We start from the raw sequence: 20,153 nt of genomic DNA, 5'->3' as shown, positions 1-20,153 counted from the left end.
GCCACCTGCACGCGTCACTCCCCCAGAAGGCGGCGAGCCCGGGCCAGCACCGGCTTGTCCACCATCTTGCCGTCCACAGTGGACACCGAGTCACCAGCCGTCACAACACGGCGGGCCCATTCGCGCTCGGCTTCGGTCGGTGCGAACCCCGCTCGCACCATCTCCACCTGGCGCGGGTGTACGCACAGCTTCCCGCCGAAACCCATCCGGCGCGCGTACCGGACGTCGGCCGCGAGGCGTTCGTCGTTGTGCAGGTCGGTCGTGACGCCGTCCAGCGGGGGCGCCAGCCCGGCCGCCGCCGAGACGACGACCAGCCGCGAGCGCGAGTAAGCGAACGGCTCGGGATCCTCCGGCGCGACACCGAGCTCCGCGGCCAGGTCGACACTGCCGAACGCCAGCCGAGTCACCGACGGGACAGCGGCGAGCTCACCGGCGCTTTCGACACCTCGCGCGGTCTCGACAAGAGCGATCACCTCGCGGAACCCGGCCAGCACCCCGGCCACCTCGGCCTTCGGGACCATCACCGGCACCCCGCGCGCGGCCACCAGAGCGGCGTCGGCCTCGAACCAGGGCGTGCCCGGCGCGTTGATCCGGACCATCGCCGCGCCACCGTCGGCCAGCCAGGCGTCGACCGCGGTGCGCGCTGCGTCCTTGTCGGCCGGGGCGACGGCGTCCTCGAGGTCCAAGAGCACGACGTCGGCGCCGCTGGCCGCGGCCTTGGCAAAACGGTCGGGGCGGTCGCCGGGCACGAACAGGTAGGTCGTCGCGGTCACCCGGCCCAGCGTAATGCTCTGGGGGTATCACAGCGAGCGGAAAGGGTCTTGGACGCGGGCCTTCCGGCGGCCGAGAGTCGGAAGGGAACCACCACGACCACGAAAGGTCCACGATGAAGGTCTTCCTCACCGGCGGCTCCGGCTACGTCGGCCGCCCCACCGTCCGGGCGCTCGTGCGGGACGGGCACGAGGTGAGCGCGCTCGCCCGCAGCGACGCCTCCGCGCGCACACTCGTCGAGCTGGGTGCCCGGCCGGTGCCGGGCGGGCTCACCGACACGGCCGTCCTGCGCGAGTCGGCCGCCGCGGCCGACGGTGTCATCCACCTCGGCCAGCACTACGGCGACAACACCGCAGCGGTCGACCGCGCCGCCGCGGACGCCCTGCAGGAGGGCATCGGCGACCGCGGCCCGTACGTGCACACCGGCGGCGTCTGGGTCTACGGCGACACCAAAGGTGTCGTGGCCGAGGACGCACCGCAGAACCCGCCGGCCATCACGGCGTGGCGCGCGGCCAACGAGGAGCGCGTCCTGACCCACGGCGGCAACCCGGTGCTGGTGATGCCCGGCATCGTCTACGGCCTGGGCGGCGGGCTCATCGAGACGTTCTTCGCCGCGCCCGGCCGCGAGACCGGCTCGGTGCCGCTCATCGGCGACGGCTCGAACCACTGGGCCATGGTCCACGCCGAGGACGTCGCCGAGCTGTACGTGCTGGCGCTGCAGGCGCCGGCGAAGTCGGTCTACGCGGGGGTGAGTGGCCAGAACGTCCCGCTCGCCGACGTCGTCGAAGCCCTTACCGGCGACGTCCTGCGGCTCACGCTCGCCGAGGCCGTCGAGCGGATGGGCCCGATCGCGGAGGCGTTCGCGCTGGACCAGCAGCTGGCGCCGGCCCGCGCGCGCCGCGAGCTCGGCTGGGAACCCCGGCACCTCGACGCACTGAGGGAGCTGCGCGGGTAAGGGATGGCGGCGCGCGGAGTGCGTGTTCGCCCGATGCCGGCCCGGTGCCCTCAGGACGACCGTGGGACTCCTCAGCGGAAGCAAGAAGGAGTGCCATGCGAGGCGACTGGATCCACGACTGGGTGCTGGTGGAGATGGAGTACCGCGCCGGGCCGGCCCCGGCGGCGCGCCGGCCGCGCCCGGCATCCCGGCCATGGGCGACGCTGTGGGCGGGGTTGTTCACCGGGCACCGGATCGGGCTGCGGCACCAAACCCCGGTGACGGGTGGCTGACCCGGGGCGTCAAGCCGCGTGGACTCGCTCCACTGTCGCCACCAGGTTGTCCAGACCGGGCAGCACCGCGTCGGCGACGGCCGGGTCGTGCGGGTCGGCGTGGCGGTTGACCCACACCCGCCGGATGCCGAGCGCCGCCGCCGGGACCATGTCGTGGAAGTGGCTCTGCGCGACGTGCACCCAGTTCTGCCGCGACGCGTCGAACGACGAGGCGAACCGCTCGAAGTGGGCGTGCCCCGGCTTGTACCCGCCGACGTCTTCGGCGGTCACGATCGCGTCGACCGGGACGGCGAGCCGTCGCTGGGTTTCGCCGATGAGGTCGCGGTCGCAGTTGGTCAGCAGGGCGAGCCGCCAACCCGCCGCCCGCAGCGCGGCCAGCGCCGGGCGGGTGTCCGGGAAGACCGGCCAGTACGGCAGTCCGGTCGCGAGCACCGACGCGTCGTCGGGCACCAGGTCGAGCCCGGCCTCGGCGGCGGTCCGCCGCAGGGACTCCGCCAGCACCTCGCGGTAGCGCCGCACCGGCGTCTCGGCCTGCACCCGCGGCTCGATCCCGTTGTAGACCTCGAGCAGCTCCGCGCCCCGGCCGGGGAACAGCAGCTCGAGCCCGGTCGAGATGCCGTGGCGCCAGTCCACCAGCGTGCCGAAGCAGTCGAACGTCGCCCAGCGAGTCATGCCGTCACTCTGATCGCCGGCCCTCGCCCGCGCAACCGATGATCTCCGCGAACTCGGCCACGATCCGCGAGCGCCGGCTCGCGAGCCACGCCAGGCACACCTCGTTCGGCGGCAGGTCCTCGACCGGCACGTGCGCGACGTCGGGCCGGGTGTAGTACTCCGAAGTGGACAGCGGGATGACGGCGATCCCCTGCCCCGCCGCCACGTGCTCGAGCTTCTCCTCCACACTCCGGAACGACGGCGCCGCCACGCCCGTCCCCTCGCGCAGCTCGACCGCGACGTCCCGCCACTCCGGGACCGCGTCCGGGTGGTTGAGCAGGTGATCGCCGGCGAGGTCGCCCACGAGCACCGACTCCTTCCCGGCCAGCCGGTGGTCGGTCCGCAGCACCGCCACGCGCGGCTCCTCGAACAGCGGCCGGACGCTCAACCCGCGCCGGTCCACCGGCAGCCGGACCACGCTGACGTCGGCGCGGCCGTCGTGCAGCACTTCGGTCTGGTCCTCCCAGGTCGTGCGCAGCAGCGAAACCGAGAGGTCGGGATGCCGGGCCGTCAGCTCCCGGACGGCGTCGGTGACGGTGATGCCCGGCATGAACGCCACGGTGAACGCCGTGCCGCGCGCGGCCGTCGCCACCCGGCGCCGCAGGGCTTCGGCCGAGGCCAGCAGCGGACGCGCGTCGTCCAGCAGCTGACGGCCGGCGTCGGTCAGCGCGGTGGACCGCTTGTCCCGCCGGAACAGCTGAGCGTGCAGCTCGCCTTCCAGCGCCCGGATCTGCCGCGACAGCACCGGCTGCGCGATGTGCAGCCGCGCGGCGGCCCGCCCGAAGTGCAGCTCTTCGGCGACCGCGACGAAGTACCGAAGCTTGCGCAGATCGACGTCCACTCCGACCTCCCTGAGACCCCCAGGGTATTACGCGTGCGCGGTGAGGAACCGCGTGAGCGGCGGGTTCACCGCATCGGCGTGCGTGAAGCTCAGGAAGTGGGCGCCGTCCTCGACGACGACCAGGGGCTCGGCCGCGGGCAGCGCGCCCGCAAGCTCCTCGGCCCGCTCGACCGGGTAGGCGAGGTCGGCCGAGCCGTGCAGGACCAGGGCCGGGCAGGAGATCTCGCCGACCCGCGCGAGCACGCTGTCACGGTCGACGAGGGCGTTCATGGTCAGCGTGAGCTGGTCCGGCGCCACCGTCGCCCAGCGCTTCTTCCACTCCTCCGCCGGGAAGGGGCCGAAGCAGATCTGGGCGACGCCGTCGAGCACCGGCGGCGGCGCGCTCCCGCTGACCCACGCGTCGAGCACCGCCCGGTACCCGGTCGCGACCGCGGGATCCTCCGCCGCGGCCGACGTGCCGAGCACCGCGATCGACGACACCCGCGAAGGCGCCAGCAGCGCCATCCGCAGCGCGACGAACCCGCCCTGGCTCGTCCCGACGACGGCCGCGCGCGGGACGTCCAGCTCGTCGAGCACCGCCAGGACGTCCCGGGCGACGTCCCAGTAGTCGAACGGCCCGGTCGCGGGGGTGCCGCCGTGGCCGCGCTCGTCGACGGTGACGCAGCGGAAGCCGTCGAACGCCGCCAGCTGCGGGGCGAACATCCGGCCGTCCATCAGGAAGCTGTGCAGCAGCACGACCACCGGGCCGGACCCGCCGTGGTCGGTGAAGGCCGGAAGTGTCATCGATCCTCCGAGGGGAAGCTCAGCCGGCGAACCGGCCCACGGCGACGAACACCGCCAGCACCAGCAGCACGACGTTCATCGGCAGCGCCTTGGTCTCCTTGCGGCGCCCGTGGACGATGATCGCACCGATCTGGACGATCGCCAGCCAGGTCGCCGCCAGCGGCGTCAGCACCGGCGCGATGTCGAGCGCCCACGGCAGGACCAGGCCGATCGCCGCGAGAACCTCGATGCCGCCGATGGCCTTCACCACCGGCCCGGAGAAGTCCGCCGTCCACCCCATGTTGGGGTTCTCCAGCAGCTTCTCCCGCGGCGTCAAGAACTTCATGCCGCCGGCGAAGACGTACAGCGCGGCTTGGAAACCCGCGGCGACCCACAGGGCGATGTTCACGAGGACTCCAGACTTCGGAAGGGGTAGTTGAACACTACATCACTTCCGGAGACAGGACCTCAACTTGGCGTGATCGTGATCGACCCGCCCGGCCGCAGCGAGATCGTCCGCTTCCAGGCGCCGGCGCGCACCTCGGTCCGGGTCCCGCCGACGCTCCGGACCACCGCGCGGGTGACCTTGCCGTCACGCCAGGAAAGGTCGACTTCGAACCCGCCGCGCGCGCCGATCCCGGTCACCCGGCCCGAGCGCGCCCACGCCGAGGGCAGCGCCGGCAGCAGCTCCAGCACGCCCGGGCGCGAGTAGACCAGCATCTCCACCATCGCCGCGGGCGCGCCGAGGTTCGCGTCGATCTGGAAGATCGTGTAGCTGCCCTGGCTGTACATGTCGAAGAAGTTCGGCGCGGTGCCGTTCCCGTTGGCCACCGACGGCCGCATGACCGTGAGCAGCAGCTGGTACGCGCGGTCGGCGTCCTTCAGCCGCGCCCAGCAGGCCGACCGCCACGCGCACGCCCAGCCGAAGCTGTCCATCCCGCGGGCGATCAGCAGCTCGCGCACGCCGCCCAGCAGCTCGGGCGGCGAGGTGTCGGCCGCGATCCGGTCGCCGGGGAAGAAGCCGATCAGCGGCGACAGGTGCCGGTGCGTGGTCTCGCCGAGGTTGTCCGGCGACATCCACTCCTCGAGCCAGCCGCTCGACGGGCTCACCTTCGGCAGGTACAGCTTCTTCTGCAGCCCGGCGATCCGGTCGCCGTACGCGCGGTCCCGGCCCAGCACCGCGACCGCGTCGCGGTAGTGCTCGAACAGGTCCCAGACGATCTCCTGGGAGTAGGTGTTGCCGCGGGTGTCCTGCGGGCCGTGCTCGGGTGACCAGTCGTGGTCGTCGACGAGCACCTCGACGCCGTCCACGGCCATCGTCACCAGCCGCGACTCCCAGAACTCGCACGCGCCCTTGAGCAGCGGGTAGATCCGGGCGAGGTACCGCTTGTCCTGGGTGAACGCGTAGTGGTCCCAGAGCGAGTTGCACAGCCAGGCGTTGCCGCCGGGGTGCCACCACCAGCCGGAGCCGCCGTAGATGTTGGTCGAGAACGCGATCGCCCAGCCGCCGATCTTCCCGCTGGTGTTGCGGAAGCGGTTCCTCGGGTCGTTGAACAGGCGTTTCGTGCTGTCCGTCCACACGGGAAGCTGCGCGAGGCAGTAGTCGGCGAGGGCAGTGAAGCTCCCGGGCAGCGCCGCCCGGTCCGCCAGCCAGTAGTTCATCTGGAGGTTGATGTCAGTGTGGTAGTCGCTCATCCAGTCGGGCGTGTTGTTGTTCTGCCACAGGCCCTGCAGGCCCATCGGCAGGCCGTCGCGCGAGCCGGTGATCGTCAGGTACCGCCCGAACTGCAGGTAGCTCGCCTCCAGCTCCGGGTCCGGCGTGGCCGGGTCGTCGTGCCGGGCCACCAGCCGCGACCACGAGTCGAGCGCGCGCTTGGCCGGCGGCGACTGCCCCAGGTCGACCGACATCCGGTCGTACAGCCGCCGGTAGTCGGCGACGTGCGTGGCGCGCAGGCCGTCACCGCCCGCGGCCAGCGCCTGGGCCACCTTCCCCCTCGCGACGCGCAGCGGGTCGGCGTTCGCGTCGAGGAACTTCCGGGCCGCGTCCGGCACGTAGCTGGTCCCGCCGGTGACGACGATGAGCACCTCACGGCAGCCGGTGAACACGACGGTGTTCCCCTGCGGCGTCACCTTTCCCCCGCGGCCGGACGCCCCGGCCACGGCGGCGTACTTCAGCCCGTTCGCGAAGGTGGCCGCGAAGGCCGCGCCGGTCAGGGTCTCCCCGCGGGTCGGCTCCAGCGCGACCGTGCCGGTCATCGGACCACCGCTCAGCCGGACGACCACCACGTCGTCGGGGTGGCTGGTGTAGATCTCGCGGCGGTAGCGCGTGCCCTGATGGGTGTAGGACACCGTGAGCAGGCCGTTGCTCAGGTCGAGCGTGCGGCGGTAGTCCGTGACGCCGGTGTGCGCGGGCACGGCGATCCGCACCTTGGCCAGCAGGCCCAGCGTGCCGAACTTCTCGCGCTCGTAGGGGAACTGGCCGTCGTCTTCGAGAACGTTGTTGGCGCCGCCGGTCCAGAGCGAGGCGTCGGCGAGGTAGAGGAAGTCGGCGGCCGGGTCACCGCCGACGAGGGCACCGATCCGACCATTGCCGATCGGCAGGCCCTGCTCGATGATCTTGTCTTCGGCCGCGGGCGTGGGGTACCACAGCGTGGTCGCGCGGCTATCGGGAACCAGGTCCTCGACGGCCGGGCGCACGACGTCTGCGCTGGCAACAAAGGGACGAACGCCCCCGAGGGCGATCCCGGCGCCCACCGCGCCCCCGAGCTTGAGGAACGACCGGCGGGACGGCGGGAGGGGAAGGTCAGACATGTCGGATCCGTTCGGCGTTGAAGGCGGGGACCGGCGTGCAGCCCGCCAAACATATGACCTATCCGAACCCGAGGTCAAGATTCTTCGTAATTAATCCGATAACACGAGATATACGACGGCCTCGGCGAGGTTGTAGCGTTGTGTGCACGACCGGGCTCGCAGTCGCGACGAAAGGCCACCACCGGTGCCGACCAACCCCTTCCTCGACGGGAACTTCGCCCCGATCAGCCAGGAGCACACGCTCACCGGCCTCGAGGTGACCGGGACGATCCCGGACTTCCTCGACGGCCGCTACCTGCGCAACGGGCCCAACCCGCTGTCCGAAGTGGACCCCGCCGCCTACCACTGGTTCATGGGCGACGGCATGGTCCACGGCGTCCGCCTGCGCGACGGCAAGGCCGAGTGGTACCGCAACCGCTGGGTCCGCAACCCCTCGATCGACGCGATCCTCGACGGCGGCCGGCCGCGCACCACCCCGCACGGCCTCAGCGCGAACACCAACGTCATCGGCCACGCCGGCAAGACCCTCGCCCTGATGGAGGCCGGCGCCACCCTCTGGGAGCTGACCGACGAACTCGACACCGTCGGCCGCTGCGACTTCGACGGCACCCTGAGCGGGGGTTACACCGCCCACCCGAAGCGCGACCCGCGCACCGGCGAGCTGCACGCCGTCTCCTACTCGCTGACCGGCGGGAACAAGGTCACCTACACCGTGGTCGACACCGCCGGGCGGGTCCGGCGCGAGGTGCCCGTCGAGGTCACCGGCGCACCGATGATGCACGACTTCTCCCTGACCGAACGGCACGTCGTCTTCTACGACCTGCCCGTGACCTTCGACGCCGGGATGGCCACCGCCTCGATCCCGTCACCGATCCTGCGCGCCACCACCCGGCTCGTGCTCTCCGCGGTGATCGGCCGGGTGCGGATCCCCGACCCGATCACCGCCCGGCTGGCCTCGAAGATCACCGCCAACGGCGGCCTCCCCTACCACTGGAACCCGGCGTACCCGGCGCGGATCGGCGTGATGCCCCGGGAGGGCGGCAACGGCGACGTCCGGTGGTTCGACGTCGAACCCTGTTACGTCTTCCACCCGCTCAACGCCTACGACGACGGCGACAGCGTGGTGCTCGACGTCGTCCGGCACCCGAAGATGTTCGACCGGCAGCTGCGCGGCCCCGACGAAGGTGTGCCGACGCTGGACCGGTGGACGGTCGACCTCACCACCGGCAAGGTCGTCGAAGAACGCCTCGACGACCGGGGCCAGGAGTTCCCGCGCGTCGACGAGCGGGTGGTCGGCCGCCCGCACCGCTACGGCTACGCGCCGGCGGTGACGACCGGCGCGAACCCGGCGGAAGCACTGTACAAACACGACTTCTGGACCGGCTCGACCCAGGTGCGGTCCTTCGGCGCCGGGCGTTCGCCGGCCGAGTTCGTCTTCGTGCCACGCTCCGAAGACGCCGCCGAGGACGACGGTGTCCTGGCCGGCTTCGTCCACGACGCGGCGACCGAGCGCAGTGAGCTCACGCTGCTCGACGCCGAGACGCTGGAGACGGTCGCCGCGATCCCCCTGCCGGACCGGGTGCCGGTCGGCTTCCACGGCAACTGGGTGCCGAGCTAGCGCTTCCGGTACCCCAGCACCCCGGCGTCGGCCTGCTCGGCGAGGTACTGCGCGAAGGTGATCGAGCCGTCCAGGTGGTGCGGCGCGAGGTGCCCGCCGTCGGCGTACGCCCGGAACGTCTCCCCCGGCACCTTCACCGAGACGATCTTCCGGCGCCGTCCGCTCGCCTCGGCGACCGCCTGGGCCAGCTCGGCCGCCGCGAGGATCTCGGGGCCGCCGAAGTCGTCGACGCGGCCCGCCGGATCGGCGGTGGCCAGGTCCGCCAGGCGCGGCGCGACGTCGCGGACGTCCACCGGCTGGAACCGCACCCGCGGCACGGGCAGCACCGGCAGCCGGGACGCGCCCGCGAACAGCGTCCGGACCAGCGCGTGGAACTGGGTAGCCCGCTGGATCGTGTACGGCAGGCCGGACGCGGCGATCAGCTCCTCGGTCTCGAGCTTGCTCCGGTAGTAACTCAGCGGGACGCGGTCGACGCCGACGATCGAGACGTAGACCAGGTGCGGCCCGCCGGTCCAGCGCGCGGCCTCCACCAGCGTCCGCGCGAGCGCCGTCTCGTGCCGGAAGTCGGTGGCGCAGTGGACGACGGTGTCGACGCCGGCCAGTGCGCTGTCGACGCCGCGGCCGGTCCGCAGGTCGCCGGGCACGACGTCCGGCCCGGGCCGCCGGCTGAGGACGCGGACCTCTTCACCCGCCGCGCGCAGCCGCTCGGTGACCACCCGGCCGAGCTGCCCGGTGCCACCGGTGACCAGGATCCGCACCAGACCCACCTCCACCCGTCGAACGCCGTCGAGGCCACCTTACGGGCGACGGACGCCCGCGAGGTGGCCTCGACGGTCTTTCGGTCAGTTGCGGTTGATGGTGAACGTGGTCGTGCGGTTGCGGATGTCCTCGGCGTTGTCGCTCAGCGTGAGCCCGGTGAAGGTCGCCGACCCGACGGCCGGGCCCTGACCCGGTTCCGGCAGCTCGTTGGCCCAGATGCCGATCCCCGACTTCGCGTCGAAGGCGTCACCGCTGCGGTGTGCCCCGGTGATCGACACGTTCGTCAGCACCGTGTCCTGGACGCTGTTCTGCGGCTGCCCGCCGACGTAGTTCGTCTGGAACATGATGCCGGCGTAGGTCGGGCTCTGGATGTCCACATCGGACACCCGGATCCCGCGGAACTCCTTGGACGCGGAGAACATCCAGATCGCCGGGAACGTCTGCTGGCCCCAGAAGTGGCCACCGTCCCGGACGAGCGAGGCGTTCTGGACCGTCGTCGGCTGCGGCCCGAACCCGAGGAACGGGTAGCCGAAGTCGAGCGAGCTGATCGTGATCGCCGAGTACGTCAGCGTGTCCGCGATGTAGAGGTTGCGGAAGGTGTTGTTGTACCCGCCGTAGACCGCCAGCCCGGCCGCGCGCCACGGGGTGAGCGCGGTCAGGTTCTCGAACACGTTGTCGTACTGGTTGCCCTGGTTGATGTCCGTGGCGGCGAACAGCGCGAAGCTGTCGTCCCCGGTGGACCGGGCCTCGTTGTTGGTGACGTGGTTGCCGGTGCTCCCGTTCGTGAGGTTGACACCGTCGGCGAAGGTGTCGCGGATCCGGGAGTTCTTGATCGTGGTGTTGTCCACGTTCGTGCCCCAGACCATGACCACCTGGTGCTCGACCCAGATGTTGTCGATCGTCAGGTTCGAGACGCTGCTCAGGTTGAACACCTTGCCGGGGCCGTCGATCCGGGAGGTGTAGTTCCCGAACACGGCGAACCCGCTGACCGTCGACCCGTTCGCGGTCGACTGGATGTCGATGCCGATGTCGCTGTTCTCCTGGCCGGACGGCGCGGAGAACTTCGTGAACCACGGCCCGGCGCCGGTGACCGTGACGGCCTTGCCGTAGACGTTCAGCTTGCTCTGCAGCGAGTAGTTCCCGGCCGGCAGGTAGACGCCGGTGAGCGTCGTGTCCTGCCGGGCCTTGTCCAGCGCCGCCTGCACGTCCTGCTGCGTGAACCCGGTGGGCACCGCGAAGTGCGCCGGGTCGGGGTTCGCGACCGCGGTGGCCTGCTCGAAGTTCACGAAGTCGATCGCGTAGTTCGTGCTGTTGGCCGCGTCCTTCTGCAGCTTGATCTTGTGCCCGGCGGGCACGGTCGTGCCCAGCAGCATCGACGCCTCGTCGTAGATGTGCCGCGGCCCGGTGCCCGGCGAGTTGCCCGGGCCGGTTTCGGCGCCGTAGAGCCACGCGTAGTGCGAGGTCAGGTCGATGGCCTTGAGGAACGTGCCGTCGACGTAGACGTTCAGCGTCGAGTTGATGCCGCCGCCACCCGCGGAGTCCGGGATGGAGAACCGGGTGACCAGGGTGTTCGTCGACGCCCGCGTGGTGAACTCCACCGAGGAGCCGGTCGAGTTCAGCGTCACGGCCTTGCGGCCCGACGCCTCGCCCGCGAGGTCGCCGATCGTCCGGTTCGGGCCGACCACGGACGCGCCGCCCGCGACGACGCCGTCCTCGGCCTCGTACATGTCGTAGGGCATGTTCGCGCCCCGGCCGACGAACAGCGCCTGCGTGCTGGTGTTGTTGGCCTGCTTGACCGGCAGCTCGTTGGCGTCGTTCGCGACGACCGTCGTCACGGTGTACTTGCCGTTGCCCGCGGTCCACGTCCCGACGGTCACCGGCGACGCGGTGGCTCCGGCGGCGATGGCGCCGGTGTAGCTGCCGCTGAGCGTCTTGACCACCGTGCCGTTCTGGTCGGTGATCGTCACCGTGATCGCGTGGGCGCCGCCCGCGCTCGCCACGGTGCCCTGGTTGCGCAGGGTCGTGGTGAACGTGACGGTGTTGCCCGCGGACGGGTTGTTCGGCGACCAGCCGGTCGCGGCGACGAGGTCGGAGCTCTGCACCGGGCTGACGACGAGTGCCGTCGAACCGGTGAAGGAGTTGTTGTCCTCGTTCTGCTCGATGACGGTGTTGGCCTCGTCGACCTTCGCCGTCAGCTGGTAGCTGCCGGCGTTCTGGGTGCCGATGTTCGCCGACACCGTCGTCGACGCGCCGGCGGCCAGCGCCCCGACGTTCGCCGTGCCGACCTTGGTCGTGCCCAGGTACAGGTTAACGTTGGTCGCGCCCGAAGCCGCGGTCCCGGCGTTGCGGATCGTGGCCGACGCGGTGATCGAGTCGGTCTCCACCGGGTTCTGCGGTGTCCAGGAGACCCCGGAGACCGTGAGGTCGGGGTTCGGCGCGGGCACCCCGAAGACCTGGAACTCCGCGGCCTGCCCGCCGCCGGCGCCGGAGTTCGCGGTGACACGCAGCCGGACGTCGGCGGCGCGGCCGCTCAGCGGGATCGTCACGGTGTTGCCGGACGACGGGCTGAAGCTGTAGGTCTGCGCGGCCGACAGCGTGGTGAACGCGCTCGAAGCCTGGTCACGGCCTTCGACGGCGATCGTCTGCGTCCGCGGGCCCCAGGAGGCGTCCGGGTTCAGCTTGACGACCACCTGGTTGAGGTCCGCGTTCGAGCCGAGCGCGACGGTCAGCAGGTTCGGGTAGGTCCCGCCGCCGCCCTCCCAGTAGGTGGTCACGGAGTTGTCGTTGGCGTTGGCCGCGACGAAGGTGAACTCCGTCGAGGACGCCGTGATCGGCTTGCCCAGCGCGAGGTTCGTCCCGGCCTGGGTGCCGTTGCGGGTCACCGTGGCGCTGTTCGCCGACTGGTTGCCCGCGGCGTCCTTGGCCCGCACGTAGTACGACACGGTCGCGCTGTCGGGCTGGTTGTCGGTGTAGGTCAGGACCGTCCCGCCGACACTGCCGCGCAGCTGGTTGTTGGCGTAGACGTCGTATCCGGCGACACCGGTGTTGTCCGTCGAGGCCGACCAGGTGAGCCGGATCTGGCCGCTCGCGGGCTGGGTGTAGGCGAGGTTGCCGGGCGCGGACGGCGGCTGCGTGTCCCCGCCGGCCGGGCCGTGCACCTCGAACTCCGACAGCTGCGCGGCGGGCCAGCCGGTGTTGGCCGTGACGTTCAGCCGGACGTACCGGGTGCTGCCGGTGACGTCCACGGTGACCGTGTTGCCGGTGGCGGGGTCGAAGCGGTAACCGGCGGAGGCCTTCAGGTCGCTGAAGCTCGTGCCGTTGGTGCTGCCTTGAACGCTGAAGGTCTCGGTGCGGGCCTCCCAGCCGGTCGGCAGTTTCAGCACGAGCTGGGCGACGTTCGTGGCCGTGCCGAGGTCGGCCTGGACCCACTGCGGGAACTGGTTGTTGGTGCTCTCCCAGTAGGTCGCCTGGTTTCCGTCACCGACGTTCGAGACGGGGTAGCCGGCGAGCTGGCTGCTGGCGGTGTAGGTCGCGACGGCGGCTTGGGCGGCGGGCTGGACGGCCTGCGCGGCGGGCGCGGCGGCCGGGGTGCCGCTCGCGGCCACGGCGGGCGCGGCCAGGAGGAGGGACAGGGCGGCGTAGGTGGCCGCGCGCGACAGAAGTCGCTTCGTTCTCATGGGGTTCCTCATGATCCGGGGAGGAGGGGGAGGCGGGTCGAGCGCGCTCGTCCCGGGCGGGGACGGCGGAAACCAGGGAACGGGCACACACCGGACGTGGTCCGGGGGCGCACGCGGGCAGCACGGGACAGCCGTCATGGGCACCTCTTCGTCGAGGAGCTGGGCGGGATCTTCCTGACGACTGCCGCAATTTCTCGCGCTGTTGTCAGGTTCTTGCACTGATTCGTTCAAGACTTACAGTGACCGGGGTCTCAAGTCAACGCCCAAACGTCGAAAAGGCCTCCTCGCGGGGATGCGAGAAGGCCTTTGCCGAGGTCGGGTCAGGAGTGGACGGCGCCCAGCCGGATCGCGTGGGTGCCCGGGGTGTTGACCGGCTCGCCGCAGTGGGCGCAGACCGTGGCGGGCTCCAGCACCTCGCCGCACGCGTGCCGCCACAGCGTGGGCGGCTCACCCTGGTGGACGTACTTGTCCCCCCAGGCCATCAGGCCGAGCAGGATCGGCTGCAGCGCGCGGCCGGCCTCGGTCGGGTAGTACTCGAAGCGCGGCGGGTGGTCTTCGTACCGGACCTTCTCGAGCACGCCGGCGTCGACGAGCTTGCGCAGCCGCGCGGCCAGGATGTCACGGCTGGCGCCGGTGTTCTCGGCGATCTGGTTGAACCGCCGCTCCCCCAGCATGACCTCGCGCAGGGCGAGCAGGCTCCACCGCTCGCCGACCACTTCGAGAGCCTCGGCGACCGAGCACTCGCGACCACGCCGGACCATGCCACCTCCCGCAGGTTGAAAATCCAACCTAGCACGTCAACCGCGTGTGACGTGCCGAACAGCTGAGTTGTGGAATCCAACTCACCCGGCGTATACCGAAGGCATCCCCCGATCTGCGAGGAGGCAGACGCCATGACGGACGCGGTGATCGTCGACGCGGTACGGACCCCCATCGGCAAGGGCAAGCCGAACGGGAAGCTCGCCGGGGTGCACCCGGTCGACCTGCACGCCCACGCCCTGCGCTCGCTGGTCGATCGCACCGGCGTCGACCCGGCCCGGATCGACGACGTGATCAGCGGCGCGGTCGGGCAGATCGGCGAGCAGAGCATGAACACCGCGCGCTGGGCCGCGCTCGCCGCGGGACTGCCGGAGTCGGTGCCCGCGGTGACCGTCGACCGGCAGTGCGGCAGCAGCCAGCAGGCGGTCCACTTCGCCGCCCAGGGCGTCATCGCCGGCGCCTACGACGTCGTGATCGCCTCCGGGGTCGAGTCGATGAGCCGGGTGCCGATGGGCAGCCAGGTGGCCGGGCGGGACCCGTTCGGCCCGCAGGTCGCCGCCCGCTATCCGGACGGGCTCGTCCCGCAGGGCATCAGCGCCGAGCTGATCGCCGCCAAGTGGGGCTTCAGCCGCGCGCAGCTCGACGCGTTCTCCGCCGAAAGCCACCAGCGCGCCGCGAAGGCGTGGGCGGACGGGAAGTTCGCCGGTGAGGTCGCGCCGCTCAAGGCGCCCGGGCCCGACGGCGCGCTCGTCGACGTCACCACGGACGAGACGATCCGCCCGGGCACCACACCGGAGATCCTCGCCGGGCTCAAGCCCGCGTTCCGCGCCGACGTCTGGGAGCAGCGGTTCCCCGACCTCGGCTGGCACGTCACGGCCGGGAACTCGTCTCCCATCAACGACGGCGCCGCGGCGTTGATGATCACCAGCTCCGAGACGGCGAAGGCGCTCGGACTGCGGCCGCGGGCGCGGATCCACAGTTTCGCCGTGGTCGGCGACGACCCGCTGTACATGCTGACCGGCGTCATCCCCGCGACCCGCAAGGTGCTCGCCCGCGCCGGGCTTTCGGTCGGGGACATCGACGCCTTCGAGGTCAACGAGGCGTTCGCCAGCGTGGTGCTCGCCTGGCAGGCCGAGATCGGCGCCGACCTCGCGAAGGTCAACGTCAACGGCGGCGCGATCGCGATCGGCCACCCGCTCGGCGGCAGCGGCGCGCGCCTGGCGACCACGCTGCTTTCGGTGCTGGAGCAGACCGGCGGCCGTTACGGCCTGCAGACGATGTGCGAAGCCGGCGGCCTCGCCAACGCGACGATCATCGAACGCCTCGACTGACGCGCCAGGTAGGCCCGCAGCGCCGCCACGGCTCCCCCGGGATCCGTGGCGGCGACCGGGAACACCTCGTCGAAGCCGAGCGCGAGCAGGTCCGCGCGAGTGCTCGACACCCGGCCGCCGAGCACGACGGGCAGTTCACTGAGCTCCGGGTCGGCGCGCACGCGGCGGAGCAGCTCCACCCCCGAACTGCCGAGCACAGTGGACAGCAGCAGGCAGTCCGGCCGCTCATGGCGGCACGCCTCGAGCGCGTCGGTGGTCACGCACACGACGTGACCTTCGCGTTCGAGGAGCACCTGCAGGGCGACCAGGCTCCACGCGGCCTCGTCCAGGCCGCACAGCACGATCTTCACTTCCCGCAGAGCCGTGGCCGGCCGCGGAAAATACGTCAGTCGGGCTCGGGCGGCTCTTCGACGCCGTCACGGTCGGCCCACTCCAGCAGGGGTTCCAGCGAGAAGACGGCCTTGTCGATGCCCGCGTGGAGGTCGCCCAGCTCGGCGAAGCGGGCCGGGACGGTCGCGATGGTGAAGTCGCCGGGCTCGACGTCGTCGATCTCCTCCCAGCGGATCGGCGTCGACACCGTGCCTTCCGGGTTCCCGCGCACCGAGTACGCGCTGGCGATCGTGTGGTCACGCGCGTTCTGGTTGTAGTCGACAAAAAGCAGCCGGGGGTCGCGGTCCTTGCGCCACCAGGTCGTCGTGACGTCGTCCGGGGCACGGCGTTCGACCTCGTGCGCGAAGGCCAGGGCCGCACGCCGGACCTCTTTGAAGCCCCAGTGGGGTTCGATCCGGACGTAGATGTGCAGCCCGCGCCCGCCCGAGGTCTTGGGCCAGCCGACCGCGCCGAGCTCGTCGAGGATCTCGTGCGCGACGTGCGCGACCCGGCGGACGCGGTCGTAGCCGCAGTCGGGCATCGGGTCGAGGTCGATGCGCCACTCGTCGGGCTTCTCGGTGTCGGCGCGCCGCGAGTTCCACGGGTGGAACTCCACAGTGGACATCTGCACCGCCCACGCGACGTGCGCCAGCTCGGTGACGCACAGCTCGTCGGCGTGCCGGTTGTACCGCGGGAAGGTGACCCGGACGGTCTCCAGCCACGGCGGCGCGCCGTTCGGGACGCGCTTCTGGTGGACCTTCTCCCCCGCCACGCCGGAGGGGAAGCGGTGCAGCATGCACGGCCGCTCGCGCAGCGCGTTGACGATGCCGTCGCCGACCGAGAGGTAGTAGTTGACCAGGTCGAGCTTCGTCTCGCCGCGGGCCGGGAAGTACACCCGGTCCGGGTTGGAGATCCGGACGGTGTGCGGCCCGACCTCGAGCTCCACCGCCGCCGACTTCTGCGCCATGGACCGACAGTAGCCCGAAACCGCGGCTACCGTGGGGATCATGAGCCTCCCGCCGGACGGCCACGTCCACACCGAATGGTCCTGGGACACGGTGACCGGGTCGATGCTCGGCTCGTGCGAGCGGGCGGTCGAGCTGGGGCTGCCGTCGGTGGCTTTCACCGAGCACGCGGACCTCACGCCGTGGCTGGTCCCGGAGCCGGTCCGGCCGCTGCTGCCGGACCACTTCCGGGTGCGGCTGCGCCCGGACGGCGTCCTGGAGCCGCCCGACCTCGACGTCGAGGGCTATCTGGCGGGGGTCGAGCAGTGCCGGGACCGGTTCCCGGAGCTGCGGATCCTGTCCGGAGTGGAGCTGAGCGAGCCGCATTGGCACCGCGCTCGCGCCGACGCGCTGCTCGCCGCCCACGACTTCGACCGGATCCTCGGCTCGGTGCACTCCCTGCCTGGCGGCGAGCACCACCACGAGCTGACGCTGATCACCGACCGGCCGCCCGGCGACCTGCTGCGCGCCTACCTGGCCGAGGTGCTCGGGCTGGTCGAGTCGGCCGCCGGCTTCGCGGTGCTCGCGCACATCGACTACGCGCTGAGGTCGTGGCCGGCCGAGGGCCCGCCGTTCGTCGTGGCGGACTTCGAGGAGGAGTTCCGCACCGTGCTGCGGGCGCTGGCTTCGAGCGGACGCGCGCTGGAGGTCAACACGAAGGTGCCGCTGCCGGGCGAAGTGGTCCGGTGGTGGTTCGAGGACGGCGGCGAGGCGGTGAGCTTCGGCAGCGACGCCCACGAGCCGGGCCTGGTCGGCCACGGCTTCGCGGCGGCGGCCACCCTGGTCGAGTCCGCCGGTTTCCGCCCCGGCCGCACCCCGCACGACTTCTGGCGCCGCTGAACGTCACTTTCGCCGAGAAAGATGCGTCTCAGGGCCGCCCGGGCGCATCTTTCTCGGGGAAAGCTCTGCTTTGCCGCGCAAAGTGTCACTCGGGCGGGGTCAGGCCAAGGCGTGGCGGCCGTGGGCGCGGGACTCCGCGCTCTGGTCCAGCAGCCGGTTGGCCACCCGGCCGATCGCCGCGTCCAGCTCGGCGCGGTCGGCCGTGCCCCAGTCGCCGAGGCGCTCGGCCAGCCAGTCGTGCCACGCCCGCACCACCTTGGCGAACTCGGCCCGGCCCGGCTCGGTCAGCTCCCACTGGCCGCCGGCGTAGCGCAGGTGCCCGGTCAGCTCCAGGCGGTTGAACGCCGGTTCGAGCACCTGCGCGGGAACGCTGAAGTACTCCCCGATCGCCTTGAGCGTCGACGGCTCGCCGCGACGCTCCCGCAGGTGGACCTGCAGCAGGCACCAGATGCCACCCTCGTCGAGGTCACCGCCGGCGCGTTCGACGATCGCCGGGGCCACCTTGCGGCGCTCGCGGAAGAACAGCGTGGCGACGGCGCGTTCGAGCTCACGGTCGTCGGTGCGGGCCTCCGGCATCGCGAAGCCGTCACCGAGGTCCGGCGCGGCCGCACGGGCGGTGTCGCGCAGCGGAACCTCCTTGAGGAAGAACGCCAGCGCGAACGCGACCAGCCCGACCGGCGCCGCGGCGAGGAACACCACGTGCAGGGAGTCGCTGTAGGCCTGGATGACCGGCGCGGACACCGAGTCCGGCAACGCGTGCAGCGCGGTCGGCACCTGAAGCGCCCGCGGGTCGACCCCGGGCGGCAGCGGGTGTTCGGCGGCGGCCTTGGCCAGGTTGGGCGCCAGCTGGTTCGCGTACACCGTGCCGAAGATGGCCGCGCCGAACGAGCTGCCGATCGAGCGCAGGAACGTCACCCCCGACGTCGCGACACCGAGGTCGGCGTAGTCGACGGTGTTCTGCACGGCGATGGTCAGCACCTGCATGCCGAGCCCGATGCCCAGGCCCAGCACGGCCATGTAGGCCGAGGCCTCCCAGAACCCGGTGTCGGCGTCCAGCCGGGACAGCAGGTAGAGCCCGATCGTCATGCCCGCGGCGCCGACCAGCGGGAAGATCTTGTACCGCCCGGTCTTGCTCACGGCGTTGCCCGCGGCGATCGACGCGACCAGCAGCGCCAGCACCATCGGCAGCAGCCGCACCCCGGACGTCGTCGCCGAGGTGCCCTGGACGTACTGCATGTACGTCGGCAGGTAGGAAAGCGCGCCGAGCATCGCGAAACCGACGACGAAGCTCATGATCCCGCCGACGGTGAACACCGGGTTCCGGAACAGCCGCATCGGCAGCATCGGCTCCGCGGCTCTCAACTCCACGAAGACGAACGCCGCCAGCAGCACGACCGAGCCGATCGCCATCCCGATGATCGTCGGCGAGCCCCACGCGTACTGCGTGCCGCCCCAGCTCGTCACCAGCGTGAGCCCGGTCGCGGCCAGGCCGATCAGCAGGATGCCAAGGTAGTCGATGACCGGCTTGACCGCGGCGCGCGCGTTCGGCATCGCCGAGGACGCCACCACCAGCACCACGATGACCAGCGGGATGTTGACGTAGAACGCCCAGCGCCACGACAGGTGGTCGACGAAGAAGCCGCCGAGCATCGGCCCGGCCACGGTCACCACGCCGAACACCGAGCCGAGCACACCCTGGTACTTGCCGCGCTCGCGCAGCGGGACGACGTCGGCGATCAGCGCGGTCGAGGTGACCATCAGCCCGCCGCCGCCCAGGCCCTGCACCGCACGCCAGACGATCAGCCAGACCATGCTGTCGGCGAACCCGGCGCAGAACGAGCCGACGCCGAACACGACCACCGAGATCTGGAACATCAGCTTGCGGCCGAACAGGTCGCCGAGCTTGCCGACGACGACGGTCATGATCGTCTCGGCGAGCAGGTAGGACGTGACCACCCACGAGAGGTGCCCGGCCCCGCCGAGGTCGCCGACGATGGTGGGCAGCGCGGTCCCGACGATGGTCTGGTCCAGCGCGGCCAGCAGCATGCCGAGCAGCACCGCCCCGAAGACGGCGTTGACCCGCCCCCGGCTCAGCTGCGCGGGTCCCGGCTCGTGGGCGACCTCCGCGGTGGCCGTCATCCGCACCTCCTGGCTCGGCCTCCGAGGCTAGTGCGAACGGTCCACTGTGGATAGCCACTCGTTCCGGTGACGCAGGGTCAGCTCGAACGGCTCGAACCCCTGCGCGCGGTAGAACGCCAGCGCCGCCTCATTGCCGGCGTAGGCCTGCACGATCGATTCGTTCGCGCCCTTTTCCCGCGCCCACGCGAAAAACGCCGCGACCAGCTCGGCGCCGACCCCCGACCGGCGGTGTTCCGGGCCGACGCGCAGGCTCTCCAGCACCGCGGTCACCGCGCCCGGCCGCAGGGCGTTCGGGGGCCGCAGCCTGCCGATCAGGTGCCCGTCGCCGGCCAGCAGGCAGAGGCAGTCCGGATCGCCGACCAGCTCCGCGTAGTAGGCGGCGCCCTCACGGCCGGGCCAGCCGAGGTCCATGCGCGGGTCGTGGCGCCCGGCGTCTTCGGCGAACAGCCCGGCGGCCGACTTGACGAGTTCGGGGACGTCTTCGGGAACACAGACGGAAACAGTCATGGCTTCGACCGTAACCGCGTGATTTTT

18 protein-coding genes are annotated in these 20,153 nt (G+C 71.5%); 5 read left to right on the top strand and 13 right to left on the bottom strand.

All coding sequences use genetic code 11. The annotated features are described in order from the left end of the window. Window positions 1–14: 14 nt before the first annotated feature. On the bottom strand, window positions 15–773 hold the full coding sequence (locus ACZ63J_RS05900; protein ID WP_465406829.1) for an HpcH/HpaI aldolase/citrate lyase family protein: 759 nt from the start codon (window positions 771–773) through the stop codon (window positions 15–17). A gap of 113 nt (window positions 774–886) precedes the next feature. On the opposite strand from ACZ63J_RS05900, the gene ACZ63J_RS05895 reads away from it, so the two are divergent. Together ACZ63J_RS05895 and ACZ63J_RS05890 are read left to right on the top strand one after the other, a co-directional pair. Continuing rightward, window positions 887–1,726, top strand: coding sequence for an NAD-dependent epimerase/dehydratase family protein (locus ACZ63J_RS05895; protein ID WP_465406831.1), 840 nt, complete (start codon window positions 887–889; stop codon window positions 1,724–1,726). A gap of 95 nt (window positions 1,727–1,821) precedes the next feature. Further along, the gene (locus tag ACZ63J_RS05890) at window positions 1,822–1,998 is read left to right on the top strand and encodes a hypothetical protein (protein ID WP_465406832.1); all 177 of its coding nucleotides are present in this window, start codon (window positions 1,822–1,824) and stop codon (window positions 1,996–1,998) included. Window positions 1,999–2,007: 9 nt separating this feature from the next. On the opposite strand, the gene ACZ63J_RS05885 is transcribed toward ACZ63J_RS05890, so the two are convergent. From ACZ63J_RS05885 to ACZ63J_RS05865, 5 genes are read right to left on the bottom strand one after another with little or no spacing between them, the layout of a single operon-like run. Continuing rightward, a complete protein-coding gene (locus ACZ63J_RS05885; protein WP_465406834.1) occupies window positions 2,008–2,670 on the bottom strand; it encodes an HAD family hydrolase in 663 nt (220 codons plus the stop codon). A 4-nt stretch (window positions 2,671–2,674) separates the two neighbouring features. Then, entirely contained in the window at window positions 2,675–3,550 is an 876-nt protein-coding gene (locus tag ACZ63J_RS05880) for a LysR family transcriptional regulator (protein WP_465406836.1), read from the bottom strand. Between the two features lie 27 nt (window positions 3,551–3,577). After that, window positions 3,578–4,333 (bottom strand): alpha/beta fold hydrolase, encoded by a 756-nt coding sequence (locus tag ACZ63J_RS05875; RefSeq protein ID WP_465406838.1) that lies wholly within the window; start codon window positions 4,331–4,333, stop codon window positions 3,578–3,580. Between the two features lie 19 nt (window positions 4,334–4,352). After that, window positions 4,353–4,721: a DoxX family protein gene (locus tag ACZ63J_RS05870; RefSeq protein WP_465406840.1), complete on the bottom strand. Its 369-nt coding sequence runs from the start codon at window positions 4,719–4,721 to the stop codon at window positions 4,353–4,355. A 59-nt stretch (window positions 4,722–4,780) separates the two neighbouring features. Next, window positions 4,781–7,123, bottom strand: coding sequence for a glycosyl hydrolase family 95 catalytic domain-containing protein (locus tag ACZ63J_RS05865; RefSeq protein ID WP_465406842.1), 2,343 nt, complete (start codon window positions 7,121–7,123; stop codon window positions 4,781–4,783). Between the two features lie 184 nt (window positions 7,124–7,307). On the opposite strand from ACZ63J_RS05865, the gene ACZ63J_RS05860 reads away from it, so the two are divergent. Beyond that, window positions 7,308–8,741 carry a carotenoid oxygenase family protein gene (locus ACZ63J_RS05860; protein WP_465406844.1) on the top strand — a complete coding sequence of 478 codons (1,434 nt, stop codon included), beginning with the start codon at window positions 7,308–7,310 and terminating at the stop codon, window positions 8,739–8,741. Here the strand turns inward: ACZ63J_RS05860 and ACZ63J_RS05855 are convergent. The 3 genes from ACZ63J_RS05855 to ACZ63J_RS05845 all read right to left on the bottom strand — a co-directional run bounded on the left by ACZ63J_RS05855 (window position 8,738) and on the right by ACZ63J_RS05845 (window position 13,938). Continuing rightward, window positions 8,738–9,499: an SDR family oxidoreductase gene (locus ACZ63J_RS05855; protein WP_465406845.1), complete on the bottom strand. Its 762-nt coding sequence runs from the start codon at window positions 9,497–9,499 to the stop codon at window positions 8,738–8,740. The genes ACZ63J_RS05860 and ACZ63J_RS05855 overlap by 4 nt on opposite strands. A gap of 84 nt (window positions 9,500–9,583) precedes the next feature. Further along, a complete protein-coding gene (locus ACZ63J_RS05850; protein WP_465406847.1) occupies window positions 9,584–13,177 on the bottom strand; it encodes a CARDB domain-containing protein in 3,594 nt (1,197 codons plus the stop codon). A gap of 320 nt (window positions 13,178–13,497) precedes the next feature. Further along, window positions 13,498–13,938 carry a winged helix-turn-helix transcriptional regulator gene (locus tag ACZ63J_RS05845; protein ID WP_465406849.1) on the bottom strand — a complete coding sequence of 147 codons (441 nt, stop codon included), beginning with the start codon at window positions 13,936–13,938 and terminating at the stop codon, window positions 13,498–13,500. Between the two features lie 132 nt (window positions 13,939–14,070). Between ACZ63J_RS05845 and ACZ63J_RS05840 the strand changes: the two genes are divergently transcribed. After that, window positions 14,071–15,267, top strand: a complete 1,197-nt coding sequence (locus tag ACZ63J_RS05840; protein WP_465406851.1) for a thiolase family protein — start codon at window positions 14,071–14,073, stop codon at window positions 15,265–15,267. Here the strand turns inward: ACZ63J_RS05840 and ACZ63J_RS05835 are convergent. Next, on the bottom strand, window positions 15,198–15,617 hold the full coding sequence (locus ACZ63J_RS05835) for a response regulator (RefSeq protein ID WP_465406853.1): 420 nt from the start codon (window positions 15,615–15,617) through the stop codon (window positions 15,198–15,200). The genes ACZ63J_RS05840 and ACZ63J_RS05835 overlap by 70 nt on opposite strands. Before the next feature lie 35 nt (window positions 15,618–15,652). Further along, complete coding sequence (ligD, locus tag ACZ63J_RS05830; RefSeq protein WP_465304780.1) at window positions 15,653–16,603, bottom strand: non-homologous end-joining DNA ligase; 951 nt, start codon at window positions 16,601–16,603, stop codon at window positions 15,653–15,655. Between the two features lie 40 nt (window positions 16,604–16,643). On the opposite strand from ligD, the gene ACZ63J_RS05825 reads away from it, so the two are divergent. Further along, entirely contained in the window at window positions 16,644–17,480 is an 837-nt protein-coding gene (locus ACZ63J_RS05825) for a PHP domain-containing protein (protein ID WP_465406855.1), read from the top strand. Window positions 17,481–17,579: 99 nt separating this feature from the next. Here ACZ63J_RS05825 and ACZ63J_RS05820 read toward each other — a convergent pair whose 3' ends face one another. Together ACZ63J_RS05820 and ACZ63J_RS05815 are read right to left on the bottom strand one after the other, a co-directional pair. After that, complete coding sequence (locus ACZ63J_RS05820; protein ID WP_465340599.1) at window positions 17,580–19,625, bottom strand: DHA2 family efflux MFS transporter permease subunit; 2,046 nt, start codon at window positions 19,623–19,625, stop codon at window positions 17,580–17,582. Window positions 19,626–19,646: 21 nt separating this feature from the next. Beyond that, window positions 19,647–20,126, bottom strand: coding sequence for a GNAT family N-acetyltransferase (locus tag ACZ63J_RS05815; protein WP_465406857.1), 480 nt, complete (start codon window positions 20,124–20,126; stop codon window positions 19,647–19,649). Window positions 20,127–20,153: the final 27 nt, after the last annotated feature.

Source organism: Amycolatopsis sp. NPDC104863 (assembly GCF_055582965.1).
Note: the sequence above shows the minus strand (reverse complement) of the source record. Positions and strands in the feature narration are given on the sequence as shown.